16 protein-coding genes are annotated in these 15,487 nt (G+C 58.7%); 13 read left to right on the forward strand and 3 right to left on the reverse strand.

The window, feature by feature from the left end; genetic code table 11:
- Window position 1 precedes the first annotated feature (1 nt).
- From recF to dnaA, 3 genes are read right to left on the reverse strand one after another with little or no spacing between them, the layout of a single operon-like run.
- Entirely contained in the window at window positions 2-1,105 is a 1,104-nt protein-coding gene (recF, locus tag H040_RS08315; protein ID WP_027917116.1) for a DNA replication/repair protein RecF, read from the reverse strand.
- Between the two features lie 15 nt (window positions 1,106-1,120).
- Window positions 1,121-2,224 (reverse strand): DNA polymerase III subunit beta, encoded by a 1,104-nt coding sequence (gene dnaN, locus H040_RS08320; protein ID WP_027917115.1) that lies wholly within the window; start codon window positions 2,222-2,224, stop codon window positions 1,121-1,123.
- A 40-nt stretch (window positions 2,225-2,264) separates the two neighbouring features.
- On the reverse strand, window positions 2,265-3,803 hold the full coding sequence (dnaA, locus tag H040_RS08325) for a chromosomal replication initiator protein DnaA (protein ID WP_027917114.1): 1,539 nt from the start codon (window positions 3,801-3,803) through the stop codon (window positions 2,265-2,267).
- A 584-nt stretch (window positions 3,804-4,387) separates the two neighbouring features.
- On the opposite strand from dnaA, the gene rpmH reads away from it, so the two are divergent.
- The 13 genes from rpmH (at window position 4,388) to H040_RS08390 (ending at window position 15,475) form a co-directional block, all read left to right on the forward strand.
- Window positions 4,388-4,522 (forward strand): 50S ribosomal protein L34, encoded by a 135-nt coding sequence (rpmH, locus tag H040_RS08330; RefSeq protein ID WP_003253163.1) that lies wholly within the window; start codon window positions 4,388-4,390, stop codon window positions 4,520-4,522.
- Window positions 4,523-4,535: 13 nt separating this feature from the next.
- Entirely contained in the window at window positions 4,536-4,940 is a 405-nt protein-coding gene (gene rnpA / locus H040_RS08335) for a ribonuclease P protein component (protein ID WP_079230262.1), read from the forward strand.
- Window positions 4,933-5,178: a membrane protein insertion efficiency factor YidD gene (gene yidD / locus H040_RS08340; protein ID WP_079230263.1), complete on the forward strand. Its 246-nt coding sequence runs from the start codon at window positions 4,933-4,935 to the stop codon at window positions 5,176-5,178. The genes rnpA and yidD overlap by 8 nt, the downstream gene beginning before the upstream one ends.
- A 2-nt stretch (window positions 5,179-5,180) precedes the next feature.
- The gene (gene yidC / locus H040_RS08345) at window positions 5,181-6,857 is read left to right on the forward strand and encodes a membrane protein insertase YidC (RefSeq protein ID WP_027917112.1); all 1,677 of its coding nucleotides are present in this window, start codon (window positions 5,181-5,183) and stop codon (window positions 6,855-6,857) included.
- Between the two features lie 86 nt (window positions 6,858-6,943).
- Complete coding sequence (gene mnmE, locus H040_RS08350; RefSeq protein ID WP_027917111.1) at window positions 6,944-8,314, forward strand: tRNA uridine-5-carboxymethylaminomethyl(34) synthesis GTPase MnmE; 1,371 nt, start codon at window positions 6,944-6,946, stop codon at window positions 8,312-8,314.
- Window positions 8,315-8,872: 558 nt separating this feature from the next.
- Complete coding sequence (gene mnmG / locus H040_RS08355) at window positions 8,873-10,765, forward strand: tRNA uridine-5-carboxymethylaminomethyl(34) synthesis enzyme MnmG (RefSeq protein ID WP_027917110.1); 1,893 nt, start codon at window positions 8,873-8,875, stop codon at window positions 10,763-10,765.
- Entirely contained in the window at window positions 10,762-11,412 is a 651-nt protein-coding gene (gene rsmG, locus H040_RS08360) for a 16S rRNA (guanine(527)-N(7))-methyltransferase RsmG (protein ID WP_027917109.1), read from the forward strand. Before mnmG ends, rsmG begins: the two co-directional genes overlap by 4 nt.
- A gap of 18 nt (window positions 11,413-11,430) precedes the next feature.
- Window positions 11,431-12,222 carry a ParA family protein gene (locus H040_RS08365; protein ID WP_012316952.1) on the forward strand — a complete coding sequence of 264 codons (792 nt, stop codon included), beginning with the start codon at window positions 11,431-11,433 and terminating at the stop codon, window positions 12,220-12,222.
- A gap of 9 nt (window positions 12,223-12,231) precedes the next feature.
- Window positions 12,232-13,104 carry a ParB/RepB/Spo0J family partition protein gene (locus H040_RS08370; protein ID WP_027917108.1) on the forward strand — a complete coding sequence of 291 codons (873 nt, stop codon included), beginning with the start codon at window positions 12,232-12,234 and terminating at the stop codon, window positions 13,102-13,104.
- Between the two features lie 149 nt (window positions 13,105-13,253).
- On the forward strand, window positions 13,254-13,661 hold the full coding sequence (locus H040_RS08375) for a F0F1 ATP synthase subunit I (protein WP_008092225.1): 408 nt from the start codon (window positions 13,254-13,256) through the stop codon (window positions 13,659-13,661).
- Between the two features lie 16 nt (window positions 13,662-13,677).
- Complete coding sequence (atpB, locus tag H040_RS08380; protein WP_027917107.1) at window positions 13,678-14,547, forward strand: F0F1 ATP synthase subunit A; 870 nt, start codon at window positions 13,678-13,680, stop codon at window positions 14,545-14,547.
- A gap of 143 nt (window positions 14,548-14,690) precedes the next feature.
- Complete coding sequence (gene atpE, locus H040_RS08385) at window positions 14,691-14,948, forward strand: F0F1 ATP synthase subunit C (protein WP_003097235.1); 258 nt, start codon at window positions 14,691-14,693, stop codon at window positions 14,946-14,948.
- A gap of 56 nt (window positions 14,949-15,004) precedes the next feature.
- Window positions 15,005-15,475 carry a F0F1 ATP synthase subunit B gene (locus tag H040_RS08390; protein WP_027917106.1) on the forward strand — a complete coding sequence of 157 codons (471 nt, stop codon included), beginning with the start codon at window positions 15,005-15,007 and terminating at the stop codon, window positions 15,473-15,475.
- Window positions 15,476-15,487: the final 12 nt, after the last annotated feature.

The raw sequence follows: 15,487 nt of genomic DNA on the forward strand, positions 1-15,487 counted from the left end.
TTCACTCCCGATGGTCGTGGGTCTGGGTGATACGGCCTTGTTCCACGTGGAACAAGGCAACTGGCGTTTCCGTCTGCCAGCCTTCCCTCAGTAATTCGTGATCTACACAGGTGATAAACACCTGGCAGCGTAATTCTTCAAGCAAGCGGCACAGCGCGCGGCGATGCTGGTCATCCAGCTCGGACGGCAGGTCGTCAACGAGATAAATACAGTGACCGCGGCGAGCCTGACTGACGAGGTGGCCCTGGGCAATGCGCAATGCGCACACCACCAACTTTTGCTGACCACGCGACAGAATGTCGGCTGCGTTATTGGCAGCCAGACGAAGACGCAAATCAGCACGTTGCGGGCCGGCTTGGGTGTGACCCATCTGCTGATCGCGAAGGAGAGAGGAGGCGAGTACTTCTTGCAGTTCCCGGTCCTTGTCCCAGCCTCGATAGTAGCTAAGGGTCAACCCGTCCAGCTCGACCAGCTCGCTCAGGGTTTGCTCGAAGACGGGCTTCAAGGCCTTGATGTAGTTGCGACGGTATTCATCTATTTCCGCGCTGGCCAGGCATAACTCCCGGTCCCAGGCGGCTTGCGAAGCTGGGTCAAGTGTACCATGCCGCAACCACGAGTTCCGCTGCCGCAGCGCCTTCTGCAGACGTTGCCAGGCTGGCAGGAATCGAGGTTCCACGTGGAACACACCCCAATCTAAAAACTGTCGGCGGATTTTCGGTGCACCTTCCAGCAATCGAAAACTGTCCGGGTTTATCAACTGCAGCGGCAGCATTTCAGCAAGTTGAGCAGCGCTCTTGGCATTCTGCCCATCGATGCGAATCGTGAAGTCGCCCGCCCGCTCCCTTGATACGCCCAGGCTGCTGATGCCGCCCTCAGCCAACTGCACTTCGCCAAACACGGTACAAGCGGGCTGCTCATACTGGATAACCGGGTTCAGGCGAGTGCTGCGAAATGACCGGGCAAGGCCTAGCAGGTGCACGGCTTCGAGCACACTGGTCTTGCCGCTGCCGTTGGCGCCGTAAAGGATATTGATGCGGGGGGAAGGTGAGAGAGTCACCGGGTGCAAATTGCGCACCGCGGTGACCATGATACGTCGAAGGGACATTTCGCCTGCTACGAATTACAGACGCATCGGCATGACAACGTAGGAAGAATCGTCATTGCCAGCTTCCTGCAGCAGGGCACTGCTGTTGGAATCGGACAAAATCAGACGAACTTGCTCGGTAGTCATAACGCCCAACACGTCCAGCAGATAGCTGACGTTGAAGCCGATTTCCAGCGAGCTACCGTCGTAGTCCACGCCGATCTCTTCTTCCGCTTCTTCCTGCTCAGGGTTGTTGGCCTGGATTTTCAGTTGGCCGGCTGCCAGCTGCAAGCGAATGCCACGGTACTTCTCGTTGGAGAGAATTGCAGTACGGCTGAACGCTTCACGCAGCGCCTGACGGTCACCAATAACCAGCTTGTCACCGCCCTTCGGCAGCACTCGCTCATAGTCCGGGAACTTGCCATCGACCAGCTTGGACGTGAAGGTGAACTCACCAGTGGTCGCACGAATGTGGTGCTGGCCAAGTACGATGCTGACCATGCCTTCCGGATCGGTCAACAAGCGCGCCAGCTCAAGAATACCTTTACGTGGAACGATGACCTGGTGACGATCGTCCTGCTCGATCGGAGCGCTCATCGAGCACAGCGCCAGCCGGTGGCCGTCTGTGGAAACCGCACGCAGAGTATTGCGCGACACTTCCAGCAGCATACCGTTGAGGTAGTAACGCACGTCCTGCTGGGCCATGGCGAAGCTGGTGCGCTCGATCAGGCGGCGCAGCTTGCTCTGTTCCAGGTTGCAGGTCAGCGAGCCCGGGCCTTCTTCAACGGTCGGGAAATCGTTGGCAGGCAGGGTCGACAAGGTAAAGCGGCTGCGGCCGGCTTTGACCAGCAGCTTCTGCTCGTCCACCCTGATGTCGATCAGCACATCGTTCGGCAGGCTCTTGCAAATGTCCATCAGCTTGCGCGCCGGGACAGTGATCTCGCCTGGCTCGGCCGGCTCTTCCAGTTGCACGCGGCCAACCAGTTCGACTTCCAGGTCGGTACCGGTCAACGACAGCTGCTGGCCTTGCACGACCAGCAGGACGTTGGACAGAACCGGCAAGGTCTGGCGGCGCTCGACGACACCGGCGACCAGTTGCAGGGGTTTCAACAGGGCTTCGCGTTGAATGGTGAAATGCATGGTCTAGTCCCTTGCCTTCAATTAGCTGCGCTGGCGAACGTCAAGTCGTCAGCGTCCGCAGCAGGTTCTTGTAGTCCTCGCGGATGTCCGCGTCGGATTCCTTCAATTCGTTGATCTTGCGGCAGGCGTGCAGCACGGTGGTGTGGTCGCGGCCGCCAAACATGTCGCCGATCTCGGGCAGACTATGGTTGGTCAGTTCCTTCGACAACGCCATGGCTACCTGACGCGGCCGCGCAACAGAGCGCGAACGGCGTTTGGACAACAGATCGGCGATCTTGATCTTGTAGTACTCGGCCACGGTGCGCTGAATGTTATCCACACTCACCAGCTTGTCTTGAAGCGCCAGCAGGTCCTTCAACGACTCACGAATCAGCTCGATGGTGATGTCACGGCCCATGAAGTGCGAGTGTGCGATCACCCGCTTCAGAGCGCCTTCGAGTTCACGTACGTTGGAGCGGATACGCTGGGCGATGAAGAACGCAGCATCATGCGGCAGTTCTACCTTGGCCTGATCGGCCTTCTTCATCAGGATCGCGACGCGGGTTTCCAGTTCCGGCGGCTCCACGGCCACCGTCAGGCCCCAGCCGAAGCGCGACTTCAGGCGTTCTTCCAGGCCTTCGATTTCCTTCGGGTAGCGGTCGCTGGTGAGAATCACCTGCTGACCCCCCTCGAGCAGGGCATTGAAGGTATGGAAGAACTCTTCCTGGGAACGCTCTTTACGGGCGAAGAACTGAATGTCGTCGATCAGCAGCGCATCGACCGACCGGTAGAAGCGCTTGAATTCATTGATCGCGTTGAGCTGCAGCGCCTTGACCATATCCGCGACGAAGCGCTCGGAATGCAGGTACACAACCTTGGCATTCGGGTTCTTCTTCAGCAGGTGGTTACCCACAGCATGCATAAGGTGGGTTTTACCCAGGCCCACGCCGCCATAAAGGAAGAGCGGGTTGTAACCATGCTTGGGGTTGTCAGCAACCTGCCAGGCCGCAGCGCGGGCCAGCTGGTTCGACTTACCTTCGACAAACGTCTCGAAGGTAAACGTGCGGTTCAGGTAGCTGGTGTGCTTGAGCGCGCCTTCCACCTGGACCGTGCGCTGTTCGGTACGGTTGCCAGCAGCAGGTGCTGAAGCGTTGTCGCCCATGCCGTCGAAGCTGTCACGCGAAGCCGTTTCCCCCACCTCATTTACCTGCACCGGTTCAGCCAGCGGCGCCTGAACCGGCTCGGCTACGGCGGCCACGGTGGGCGCCGCTGCCTGCTGAGTCTGGTTTTGAGCAAGCGAAGCAGCGACCGCAGCACTGACAGGCGCATTAGGTGCAGCACGTGGAGCGGAGCTGCGACGGCTGCCTATTAACAAGGAAAGGGCTGGCGCCATGCCGCTGCCATTTTCACCCAACAGTTCGAGCAGACGGCCCAGGTACTTTTCATTCACCCAATCGAGCACAAAACGGTTAGGCGCATAGACGCGCAACTCGTTGCCTTCGGCTTCGACCTGTAGCGGACGGATCCAGGTGTTGAATTGCTGGGCAGGCAGTTCATCGCGCAGAAGCTCCACGCACTGCTGCCAAAGTTCCACTGACACGGATATCCCCTGAGTTGAAAGCCGGATGAGGCAAAAACAAACCGCCATTGTACCGGTCGAGCGATCAGTTATCCACATGTGGAAACATTCTGAGCCATGACAAAACAGTCATTTAGCGGCAAAAACGCCTTCCAACCACTGTGAATAAGGCCTGTGGATAACCGACCTTGAGGGCTATGCACAACCCTGAGGCGAGCCCTGTTGATAACTTCGCTGTGGATAACGACGCATTCTATCCACAGGCTATTCTCACGTCCAACACAAGCGCAGCACCTGTTACCGACAAGGTTTCAAAATGCTCTACATCCCGTATTTTCTGGCCTTGACGCAGTTATCCACAGAAGGTTATCCACCTAAGATTTATAAGTTCTTCAGAAAAGCTTTTTATATGTCTCTTCTTTTTTTTAATTCTGTCTCCCATTTGCCTGCCCGATCAACCCATCCCAGCACCCATCGACCAAAGCACCTTCTATACGGAAAGACTGGTTGGAAATTGACCTATGGGCTTGCTTTCTCTAGAATCGCCGATCTCTTAAAAAGGGGGCCATTCCGGCCCGTAGTCGACAAACCCAGGTAACAACGCCATGAAACGTACTTTCCAACCAAGCACCATCAAGCGCGCTCGCACCCACGGCTTCCGTGCCCGTATGGCTACCAAGAACGGCCGCGCTGTTCTGTCGCGTCGTCGCGCCAAAGGCCGTAAGCGTCTGGCCATTTGATTTTTCGGCACAGGTGGTGAGTCAGGACTTCAGTCGGGAAAAGCGACTGCTTACACCCCGGCACTTCAAAGCGGTCTTCGACTCCCCAACCGGCAAGGTTCCAGGGAAAAACCTGCTGATCCTTGCTCGCGAGAACGGCCTTGATCACCCGCGCCTCGGCCTGGTGATCGGCAAGAAGAGCGTCAAGCTCGCCGTTCAGCGCAACCGCCTCAAGCGCTTGATGCGTGATTCCTTCCGGCTCAACCAGCAAATGCTGGGTGGCCTGGATATAGTGATCGTCGCGCGCAAGGGATTGGGTGAGATAGAAAACCCGGAATTGCACCAACACTTTGGCAAGCTCTGGAAACGCCTGGCGCGCAGCCGGCCAACTCCAGCGGCAAACGCCGATTCCGCAGGGGTAGACAGTCAAAATGCGTAAACTGGCCCTCGTTCCGATCCAGTTTTACCGTTACGCCATCAGTCCCCTGATGGCCAATCACTGTCGTTTCTACCCCAGTTGCTCCTGTTACGCTCTTGAAGCCATTGAAAACCATGGCCTCTTGCGTGGCGGGTGGCTAGCCGTTCGTCGCCTGGGGCGTTGTCATCCGTGGAACGACGGCGGTTTCGATCCCGTTCCCCCCGCTCCTTCCTCCCGAACTTCTTCGATAGCCGAGTAATCATGGATATTAAACGCACGATCCTGATCGTCGCCCTGGCAATCGTGTCCTACGTCATGGTCCTCAAGTGGAACGAGGACTACGGCCAGGCTGCCCTGCCGACTCAGAATACTGCTGCCAGCGCCACTGCCCCGGCCTTGCCGGATGGCGTGCCGGCCGGTAACGCCAGCGCCGATGTGCCGAGCGCCAATGCCGAATCCAGCCCTGCCGAACTGGCGCCGGTTGCAGTCAGCAAGGACCTGATCCGGGTCAAGACAGATGTCCTGGACCTGGCTATCGATCCGGTCGGTGGTGACATCGTCCAACTGAACCTGCCGCAATACCCACGTCGCCAGGACCACCCGGACATTCCGTTCCAGCTGTTCGACAACGGCGGCGAGCGTGTCTACCTGGCTCAAAGCGGCCTGACCGGCGCCAACGGCCCGGATGCCCGTTCGTCCGGTCGCCCGCTGTACGCTGCCGAGCAGAAGAGCTACCAGCTGGCCGATGGCCAGGAACAACTGGTGGTCGACCTGAAGTTCAGCGACAACGGCGTCAACTACATCAAGCGCTTCAGCTTCAAGCGCGGTGAGTACGACCTGACCGTCAGCTACCTGATCGACAACCAGAGCGGCCAGGCTTGGAGCGGCAACATGTTTGCCCAGCTCAAGCGTGACGCCAGTTCCGACCCGTCGTCGAGCACCGCCACCGGTACTGCGACCTACCTTGGCGCTGCCATGTGGACTGCTTCCGAGCCTTACAAAAAGGTCTCGATGAAGGACATCGACAAAGGTAGTTTGAAAGAAAATGTGTCCGGCGGCTGGGTTGCCTGGCTGCAGCACTACTTCGTGACCGCCTGGATTCCGGCCAAATCGGACAACAACGTTGTCCAGACCCGCAAGGACAGCCAGGGCAACTACATCATCGGCTACACCGGCCCGGCCCTCAGTGTTCCAGCTGGCGGCAAGGTCGAAACCAGTGCCGTGCTGTATGCCGGTCCGAAGATCCAGTCCAAGCTGAAAGAGTTGTCCCCAGGCCTGGAACTGACCGTTGACTATGGCTTCCTGTGGTTCATCGCCCAGCCCATCTTCTGGCTGCTGCAACATATCCACAGCCTGCTGGGCAACTGGGGCTGGTCGATCATCGTTCTGACCATGCTCATCAAGGGCCTGTTCTTCCCGCTGTCGGCTGCCAGCTACCGCTCGATGGCGCGCATGCGTGCCGTGGCGCCAAAGCTCGCCGCACTGAAGGAACGCTTCGGTGACGATCGCCAGAAGATGTCCCAGGCGATGATGGAGCTGTACAAGAAAGAGAAGATCAACCCATTGGGCGGCTGCTTGCCGATCCTGGTGCAGATGCCGGTCTTCCTGTCCCTGTACTGGGTACTGCTGGAAAGCGTCGAAATGCGCCAGGCACCATGGATGCTGTGGATCACCGACCTGTCGATCAAGGATCCGTTCTTCATCCTGCCGATCATCATGGGCGCCACCATGTTCATCCAGCAGCGTCTGAACCCGACTCCGCCGGATCCGATGCAGGCCAAGGTGATGAAAATGATGCCGATCATCTTCACCTTCTTCTTCCTGTGGTTCCCGGCTGGTCTGGTGCTGTACTGGGTTGTGAACAACTGCCTGTCGATCACTCAGCAGTGGTACATCACCCGCCGTATCGAAGCAGCCAGCAAAAAAGCTGCTGCTTGACGGGCTGCTGCGCTAGCCTGTGAATAAAAACGCCCCCTCGGGGGCGTTTTTGCTATCTGTCGTTTTTGTCGTAGAGGCTTTCGAGCATGAACACTGTGCGTGAAACCATCGCCGCCATCGCTACCGCCCAAGGCCGCGGAGGCGTCGGTATCGTCAGGCTGTCAGGGCCATTGGCAAGCAAGGCCGGCCAGCTGATCACCGGCCGAACGCTGACGCCACGGCATGCCCACTACGGGCCATTCCGCGACGAAGAAGGCCTGGTGCTGGATGAAGGCATTGCGCTCTTCTTCCCAGGGCCCAACTCTTTCACGGGCGAGGATGTACTCGAGCTGCAGGGCCATGGCGGCCCGGTGGTGCTGGATATGCTGCTGCAGCGCTGTGTACAAGTCGGCTGCCGTCTGGCGCGGCCTGGCGAATTCAGCGAGCGTGCGTTCCTCAACGACAAGCTCGACCTGGCCCAGGCCGAAGCCATCGCCGACCTGATTGAAGCGAGCTCCAGCCAGGCCGCGCGCAACGCCTTGCGCTCGTTGCAGGGTGAATTCTCCAAGCGCGTGCACAGCCTGACAGAGGCGCTGATTGCCCTGCGCATCTACGTCGAGGCGGCGATCGACTTCCCTGAAGAAGAAATCGACTTCCTTGCCGATGGCCATGTGTTGTCGATGCTCGATGCAGTACGTGCCGAGTTATCCACTGTGCAGAGCGAGGCCGGGCAGGGTGCCTTGCTGCGCGACGGTATGACGGTAGTCATCGCTGGTCGCCCGAACGCCGGCAAGTCGAGCTTGTTGAACCAACTGGCGGGGCGCGAGGCCGCAATCGTCACTGACATTGCCGGCACCACCCGCGACATTCTTCGGGAACATATCCACATCGACGGCATGCCGTTGCACGTGGTCGACACCGCTGGCCTTCGGGATACCGATGACCATGTGGAAAAAATCGGTGTGGAACGTGCGCTGAAGGCTATTGGAGAAGCCGATCGGGTGCTGTTGGTGGTCGACTCCACCGCACCTGAGGCCAGTGACCCGTTCGCCTTGTGGCCCGAGTTTCTCGATCAGCGGCCAGACCCGGCCAAGGTCACGCTGATCCGTAACAAGGCCGACCTCAGCGGTGAGCGGGTAGGGCTGGAGCTGTGCGACGACGGCCACGTAACCATCACCCTGAGTGCCAAGGGCGACGACCAGGGGCTGCAGCTGCTGCGTGATCACCTCAAGGCCTGCATGGGTTATGAACAGACCGCCGAGAGCGGTTTCAGCGCCCGCCGGCGCCATCTGGATGCCTTGCGCCAGGCCAGTTCGCACCTGGAGCATGGCCGCGCACAGCTGACCCTGGCTGGCGCGGGTGAATTGCTGGCGGAGGACCTGCGTCAGGCGCAGCAGGCGCTGGGTGAGATCACCGGAGCGTTCAGTTCCGATGACCTGTTAGGGCGGATCTTCTCCAGTTTTTGCATCGGCAAGTAGCCCACAGCCAGAAAAATCCAAGGCCGCTCCTTCGGGAGCGGCTTTTTTTTGCCTGCAATTTATCCACTCGTCGGATCTTTCGAAACCCACACCGGCCTCTGTAGGAGCGGCTATAGCCGTGAAGGGGCCATTACAGGTCTGCATAAAATCATCCACAGACACTATTTCCTGTTCAGGAGCCCTGTGGAAAACCCGCCTTCAGCCCTCTTGATAAGCAGGCTTTTTTTAGGGGGACAAATCCGCCTGTGGGTAAAGTGGCATTTAATCCACAGGCTAAAAGACGTTATCCAGAACCCTCATGGTGGGTAAGCCACAGGGTTCAATTTCTCTGTACACCACGCATTTAGAGGTTTGTAGAACCTTATCCACAGATAAGCCTGTGTATAAGAATAAACATAAAAACAAAGCTTTTATAAATTTCTTCTCTTTGATTTCTGTTGTCTGCCACTCATCCACAGACTGGTCAAAATTTGCTCAGACGGTTCCTTTAGAGGGGGTGAAGTCCCTATACTTGTCCGCTTACCTTCTCTATTCGCAAAAACAGGCACGAGGTGCGTGGTGGATTTCCCTTCCCGTTTTGAAGTGATCGTCATCGGCGGCGGCCATGCCGGTACCGAGGCTGCGCTTGCGTCAGCACGCATGGGTGTGAAAACCCTGCTGTTGACCCATAACGTGGAAACCCTCGGTCACATGAGCTGTAACCCGGCGATTGGTGGCATCGGCAAAAGCCATCTGGTCAAAGAGATCGATGCGCTCGGCGGCGCAATGGCGCTGGCCACCGACAAGAGCGGCATCCAGTTCCGCATCCTGAACAACCGCAAGGGGCCAGCGGTACGCGCCACCCGTGCGCAGGCCGACCGCGCCATTTACAAGGCCGTGGTACGCGAGATCCTGGAAAACCAGCCGAACCTGTGGATATTTCAGCAGTCCTGCGATGACCTGATCGTCGAACAGGACCAGGTCAAAGGCGTAGTGACCCAGATGGGGCTGCGTTTCTTCGCTGAATCCGTGGTGCTGACCACCGGCACCTTCCTCGGCGGCCTTATCCACATCGGCCTGCAAAACCATTCCGGTGGTCGCGCCGGTGATCCGCCATCGATTGCCCTGGCTCACCGCATGCGTGAACTGCCGCTGCGAGTCGGCCGCCTGAAAACCGGTACCCCTCCGCGTATCGACGGGCGCTCAGTGGATTTCTCGGTCATGACCGAACAGCCAGGCGACACGCCGATCCCGGTGATGTCGTTCATGGGCAATGCACAAATGCATCCGCGTCAGGTCAGCTGCTGGATCACCCATACCAATGCCCGCACCCACGAGATCATTGCCTCGAACCTCGACCGTTCGCCGATGTACTCCGGCGTGATCGAAGGTGTCGGCCCGCGCTATTGCCCATCGATCGAAGACAAGATCCATCGCTTTGCCGACAAGGAAAGCCACCAGGTGTTCATCGAGCCGGAAGGCCTGACCACCCATGAGCTGTACCCCAACGGCATTTCCACTTCGTTGCCGTTCGATGTGCAGCTGGAACTGGTGCGCTCGATCCGCGGTATGGAAAACGCCCACATCGTTCGCCCGGGTTACGCCATCGAGTACGACTATTTCGACCCGCGTGACCTCAAGTACAGCCTCGAGACCAAAGTCATCGGCGGCCTGTTCTTCGCTGGCCAGATCAACGGCACCACCGGCTACGAAGAAGCTGGCGCCCAAGGCCTGCTGGCCGGGACCAACGCCGCACTACGTGCCCAAGGCCGTGAAAGCTGGTGCCCGCGCCGCGACGAGGCGTACATCGGCGTATTGGTCGACGACCTGATTACCCTGGGTACCCAGGAGCCGTACCGCATGTTCACTTCGCGTGCCGAGTACCGGCTGATACTGCGTGAAGACAACGCTGACTTGCGCCTGACCGAGAAAGGTCGCGAGCTCGGCTTGATCGACGACGAACGCTGGGCTGCTTTCTGCGCCAAGCGTGACGGCATCGAGCGTGAAGAACAGCGCCTGAAGTCGACCTGGGTACGTCCGAACACCGAACAAGGCCAGGCGATTGTGGATAAGTTCGGCACTCCGCTGGCCCACGAATACAGTCTGCTCAACCTGCTGGCCCGGCCAGAGATCGACTATGCAGGGCTGATCGAAGCGACCGGCGGTGAAGAGATCGATCCACAGGTTGCAGAGCAGGTCGAGATCAAGACCAAGTACGCCGGTTATATCGACCGTCAGCAGGACGAGATCGCTCGCCTGCGCGCCAGTGAAGATACCCGCCTGCCTGTGGATATCGACTACACCACGATTTCCGGGCTGTCGAAGGAAATCCAGGGCAAGCTCGGCCAGACTCGTCCAGAGACGCTTGGCCAGGCTTCGCGTATTCCTGGCGTCACGCCGGCAGCGATTTCCCTGTTGCTGATTCATCTGAAAAAACGCGGCGCTGGCCGCGAATTGGAGCAAAGCGCTTGAGTTCCCTGGTCACCCCGCAACACGCCGAAGAGTTGTCCACAGGTGCGCGCCAGCTCGGGGTCGAGCTGAGCGCCGAGCAGCACGAAAAGCTGCTGGGCTACCTGGCCCTGTTGATCAAATGGAACAAAGCCTACAACCTCACTGCCGTGCGCGACCCGGACGAGATGGTTTCCCGCCACCTGCTCGACAGCCTCAGTGTCATGTCGTTTATCCACAACGAGCGTGACAACTGGCTGGATGTTGGCAGTGGCGGTGGCATGCCCGGCATCCCTTTGGCTATCCTGCATCCGCACAAGCAGGTGACGGTGCTGGACGCCAATGGCAAGAAGACCCGCTTCCTGACTCAGGTGAAAATGGAACTGAAGCTGGACAACCTTACGGTTATCCACAGCAGGGTCGAAGCTTTCCAGCCATCACTACCGTTCAGCGGAATCATCTCCCGCGCCTTCAGCAGCATGGAGAACTTCACCAACTGGACCCGCCATCTGGGCGACACCGGGACGCAATGGCTTGCAATGAAGGGGCTGCATCCTGCCGATGAACTGGTAGCATTGCCCGCAGACTTCACAGTGGAAAGCGAGCAGGCCCTGACCGTTCCAGGTTGCCAGGGCCAGCGCCATCTGCTGATACTGCGCCGCAAGGCTTGATTGGGAACACACGCAACAATGGCTAAGGTATTCGCAATCGCGAACCAGAAAGGCGGGGTCGGCAAGACCACCACCTGTATCAACCTCGCAGCATCGCTGGCCGCGACCAAGCGTCGTGTTCTGCTGATCGACCTCGATCCGCAGGGCAACGCGACCATGGGCAGTGGTGTGGACAAACACGAACTCGAGCATTCGGTCTATGACCTGCTGATCGGGGAATGCGACCTTGCCCAGGCCATGCACTACTCCGAGCACGGCGGCTTCCAGTTGCTGCCGGCCAACCGCGACCTGACCGCCGCGGAAGTGGTGCTGCTGGAAATGCAGGTCAAGGAAAGCCGCCTGCGCAACGCGCTGGCGCCGATCCGTGAAAATTATGATTTCATCCTCATCGACTGCCCACCGTCGCTGTCGATGCTGACGCTCAATGCGCTGGTCGCTTCCGATGGCGTGATCATCCCGATGCAGTGCGAGTACTACGCGCTGGAAGGTCTCAGCGACCTTGTGGATAACATCAAGCGCATCGCTGCCCGGTTGAACCCGGAGCTGAAGATCGAAGGCCTGCTGCGGACCATGTACGACCCGCGCCTGAGCCTGAACAACGATGTTTCGGCGCAGCTCAAGGAACACTTTGGCGAGCAGCTGTACGACACCGTCATCCCGCGCAACATCCGCCTGGCCGAGGCACCGAGCTTCGGCATGCCGGCGCTGGCCTACGACAAGCAATCGCGTGGCGCGCTGGCCTATCTGGCCCTGGCCGGGGAACTGGTACGCCGTCAACGCCGTCAATCACGCACTGCACAAACAACTTAAGGAATCCGCATGGCCGTTAAGAAACGGGGTCTCGGACGTGGGTTGGATGCACTGCTCAGTGGTCCTTCCGTCAGCGCGCTCGAAGAGCAGGCTGTGAAGATCGACCAGAAAGAACTGCAACACCTGCCCGTCGAACTGATCCAGCGCGGCAAGTACCAGCCGCGCCGCGACATGGATCCCGAGGCACTGGAAGAGCTCGCGCACTCGATTCGCAGCCATGGGGTGATGCAGCCCATCGTGGTTCGCCCGATCGACGGTAGCCGCTATGAGATCATCGCCGGTGAGCGCCGTTGGCGCGCCACTCAGCAGGCCGGTCTCGACACCATCCCGGCGATGGTGCGCGAAGTGCCGGACGAAGCCGCCATCGCCATGGCGCTGATCGAGAACATCCAGCGCGAGGACCTCAACCCGCTGGAAGAAGCCCTGGCCCTGCAGCGCCTGCAGCAGGAGTTCGAGCTGACCCAGCAACAAGTGGCCGATGCCGTGGGCAAGTCGCGGGTGACCGTGGCCAACCTTCTGCGCCTGATCTCGCTGCCCGAGGCGATCAAGACCATGCTCGCCCACGGTGACCTGGAGATGGGCCACGCCCGTGCCTTGCTCGGTCTCGAAGAAGATCGTCAGGAAGAGGGGGCGCGTCATGTTGTCGCACGTGGCCTCACTGTGCGCCAAACCGAGGCACTGGTCCGTCAGTGGCTCAATGGCAAGCCTGAGCCGGTCGAACCGAGCAAACCTGATCCGGACATCGCGCGCCTTGAACAGCGGCTCGCAGAGCGCCTGGGCTCTGCCGTGCAGATACGCCACGGCAACAAGGGCAAAGGCCAATTGGTTATTCGCTATAACTCGCTTGACGAGTTGCAAGGCGTGCTTGCTCACATCCGCTGAAACAATTCCCGTTGTAGCGCGCAGTCGGAAATCACTACCGAATAGTTGAATAGGGGTTAATCCACCCCTATACTCTGCGCGCATTTTGTCGGCACAAATTATGCCAAGTCATAACTGACTTGTTGGTCGACTTCCGAGGAGCAGTTGTGATGGAAATCCGCACGCCAAACCGCCTGCCTTTCCATCGCTGGGCGGTTTTTCCGGTACTGCTGGCTCAATTCGTCGTACTACTGCTGGCAACCTTGGTGTTGTGGCAGTGGAAAGGGGCGGTCAGTGGATATTCAGGCCTTTGCGGAGGTTTGATTGCCTGGCTGCCCAATGTGTATTTCGCCTGGAAGGCTTTTCGCTTCAGCGGAGCTCGGGCGGCACAAGCTATCGTCAAGTCGTTTTACGCTGGCGAGGCAGGCAAGATGATTTTGACGGCAGTGCTTTTTGCACTGACCTTCGCAGGAGTGAAGCCACTGGCGCCGTTAGCAGTATTCGGCGTCTTCGTGTTGACCCTTTTGGTCAGCTGGTTCGCGCCCCTGCTGATGAATAAAAGACTTTCGAGACCTTAGGGCGTTTGAGGCAACCATGGCAGCAGAAACCGCTTCGGGCTATATCCAGCACCACTTGCAGAACCTGACCTACGGTCAACTACCAGACGGCAGCTGGGGCTTTGCCCATTCGGCTGCAGAAGCCAAGGCAATGGGCTTCTGGGCGTTCCACCTGGACACCCTGGGTTGGTCCGTCGCGCTGGGTCTGATCTTCCTGTTCATCTTCCGCATGGCGGCCAAGAAGGCGACTTCCGGCCAACCAAGCGGCCTGCAGAACTTCGTAGAAGTGCTGGTGGACTTCGTCAACGGCAGCGTGAAGGACTCCTTCCACGGCCGTAGCCCGGTGATCGCTCCGCTGGCGCTGACAATCTTCGTCTGGGTGTTCCTGATGAACGCCATCGACCTGGTACCGGTCGACTGGATTCCTCAGCTGGCCATCCTGATCTCCGGTGACCCGCACATTCCGTTCCGCGCCGTGTCGACCACCGACCCGAACGCGACCCTGGCCATGGCCTTCAGCGTATTCGCCCTGATCATCTTCTACAGCATCAAGGTCAAGGGCCTGGGCGGCTTCATCGGTGAGCTCACCCTGCACCCGTTCGGCAGCAAGAACATCTTCGTGCAGATCCTGCTGATCCCGGTGAACTTCCTGCTGGAGTTCGTCACCCTGATCGCCAAGCCGATCTCGCTGGCACTGCGTCTGTTCGGCAACATGTACGCCGGCGAGCTGGTGTTCATCCTGATCGCCGTGATGTTCGGCGCCGGCATCCTCTGGCTGAGTGGCCTGGGTATCGTGCTGCAGTGGGCGTGGGCTGTGTTCCACATCCTGATCATCACGCTGCAAGCTTTCATCTTCATGATGCTGACCATCGTCTACCTGTCGATGGCTCATGAAGATAACCATTAAGACCGCCTGGCGTGTCTTGTAGCCTTCCCCGCTCGTTTGGGGGGAGGGCTTTAAAAGTCCGCAAGGGCAGCTGTACCAAACGATTTGTTTTACCGCTTCAACTTAAAAACCTAACCAATACGACGTAAAAGTCGGGAGGAAAGATGGAAACTGTAGTTGGTCTGACCGCTATCGCTGTTGCTCTGCTGATCGGCCTGGGTGCTCTGGGTACCGCCATTGGTTTCGGCCTGCTGGGCGGCAAGTTCCTGGAAGGCGCTGCTCGTCAGCCTGAGATGGTTCCGATGCTGCAGGTCAAAATGTTCATCGTTGCCGGTCTGCTCGACGCCGTAACCATGATCGGTGTTGGTATCGCTCTGTTCTTCACCTTCGCGAATCCGTTCGTTGGTCAGATCGCCGGCTAATCACTCGTTCCACGAGTTGATGGCTGTGATGAATTAAGACCGAGCGAGGTGTTGGCGTGAACATTAATGCAACCCTGATTGGCCAATCCGTTGCCTTCCTGATTTTTGTACTCTTCTGCATGAAGTACGTATGGCCTCCGGTCATCACTGCTCTGCAAGAGCGTCAAAAGAAGATTGCCGACGGCTTGGACGCTGCCAACCGCGCAGCTCGCGACCTGGAGCTGGCCCAAGAGAAAGTGGGTCAGCAACTGCGTGAAGCTAAAGCACAGGCAGCCGAAATCATTGAGCAAAGCAAGAAACGCGCTGCTCAGCTTGTCGAGGAAGCCCGTGATCAGGCCCGCGTCGAAGCTGACCGTGTGAAGGCTCAGGCTCTGGCCGAGATCGAACAGGAACTGAACAGCGCTAAAGACGCCCTGCGTGCCCAAGTGGGTGCTCTGGCCGTTGGCGGTGCTGAAAAGATCCTTGGCGCCACAATCGATCAAAACGCGCATGCGGAGCTGGTTAACAAACTGGCCGCTGAAATTTAAGCGAGGGCGATC

Origin of the sequence: Pseudomonas sp. URMO17WK12:I7 (assembly GCF_003269045.1) — a bacterium.
GTDB lineage: Bacteria > Pseudomonadota > Gammaproteobacteria > Pseudomonadales > Pseudomonadaceae > Aquipseudomonas > Aquipseudomonas putida_J.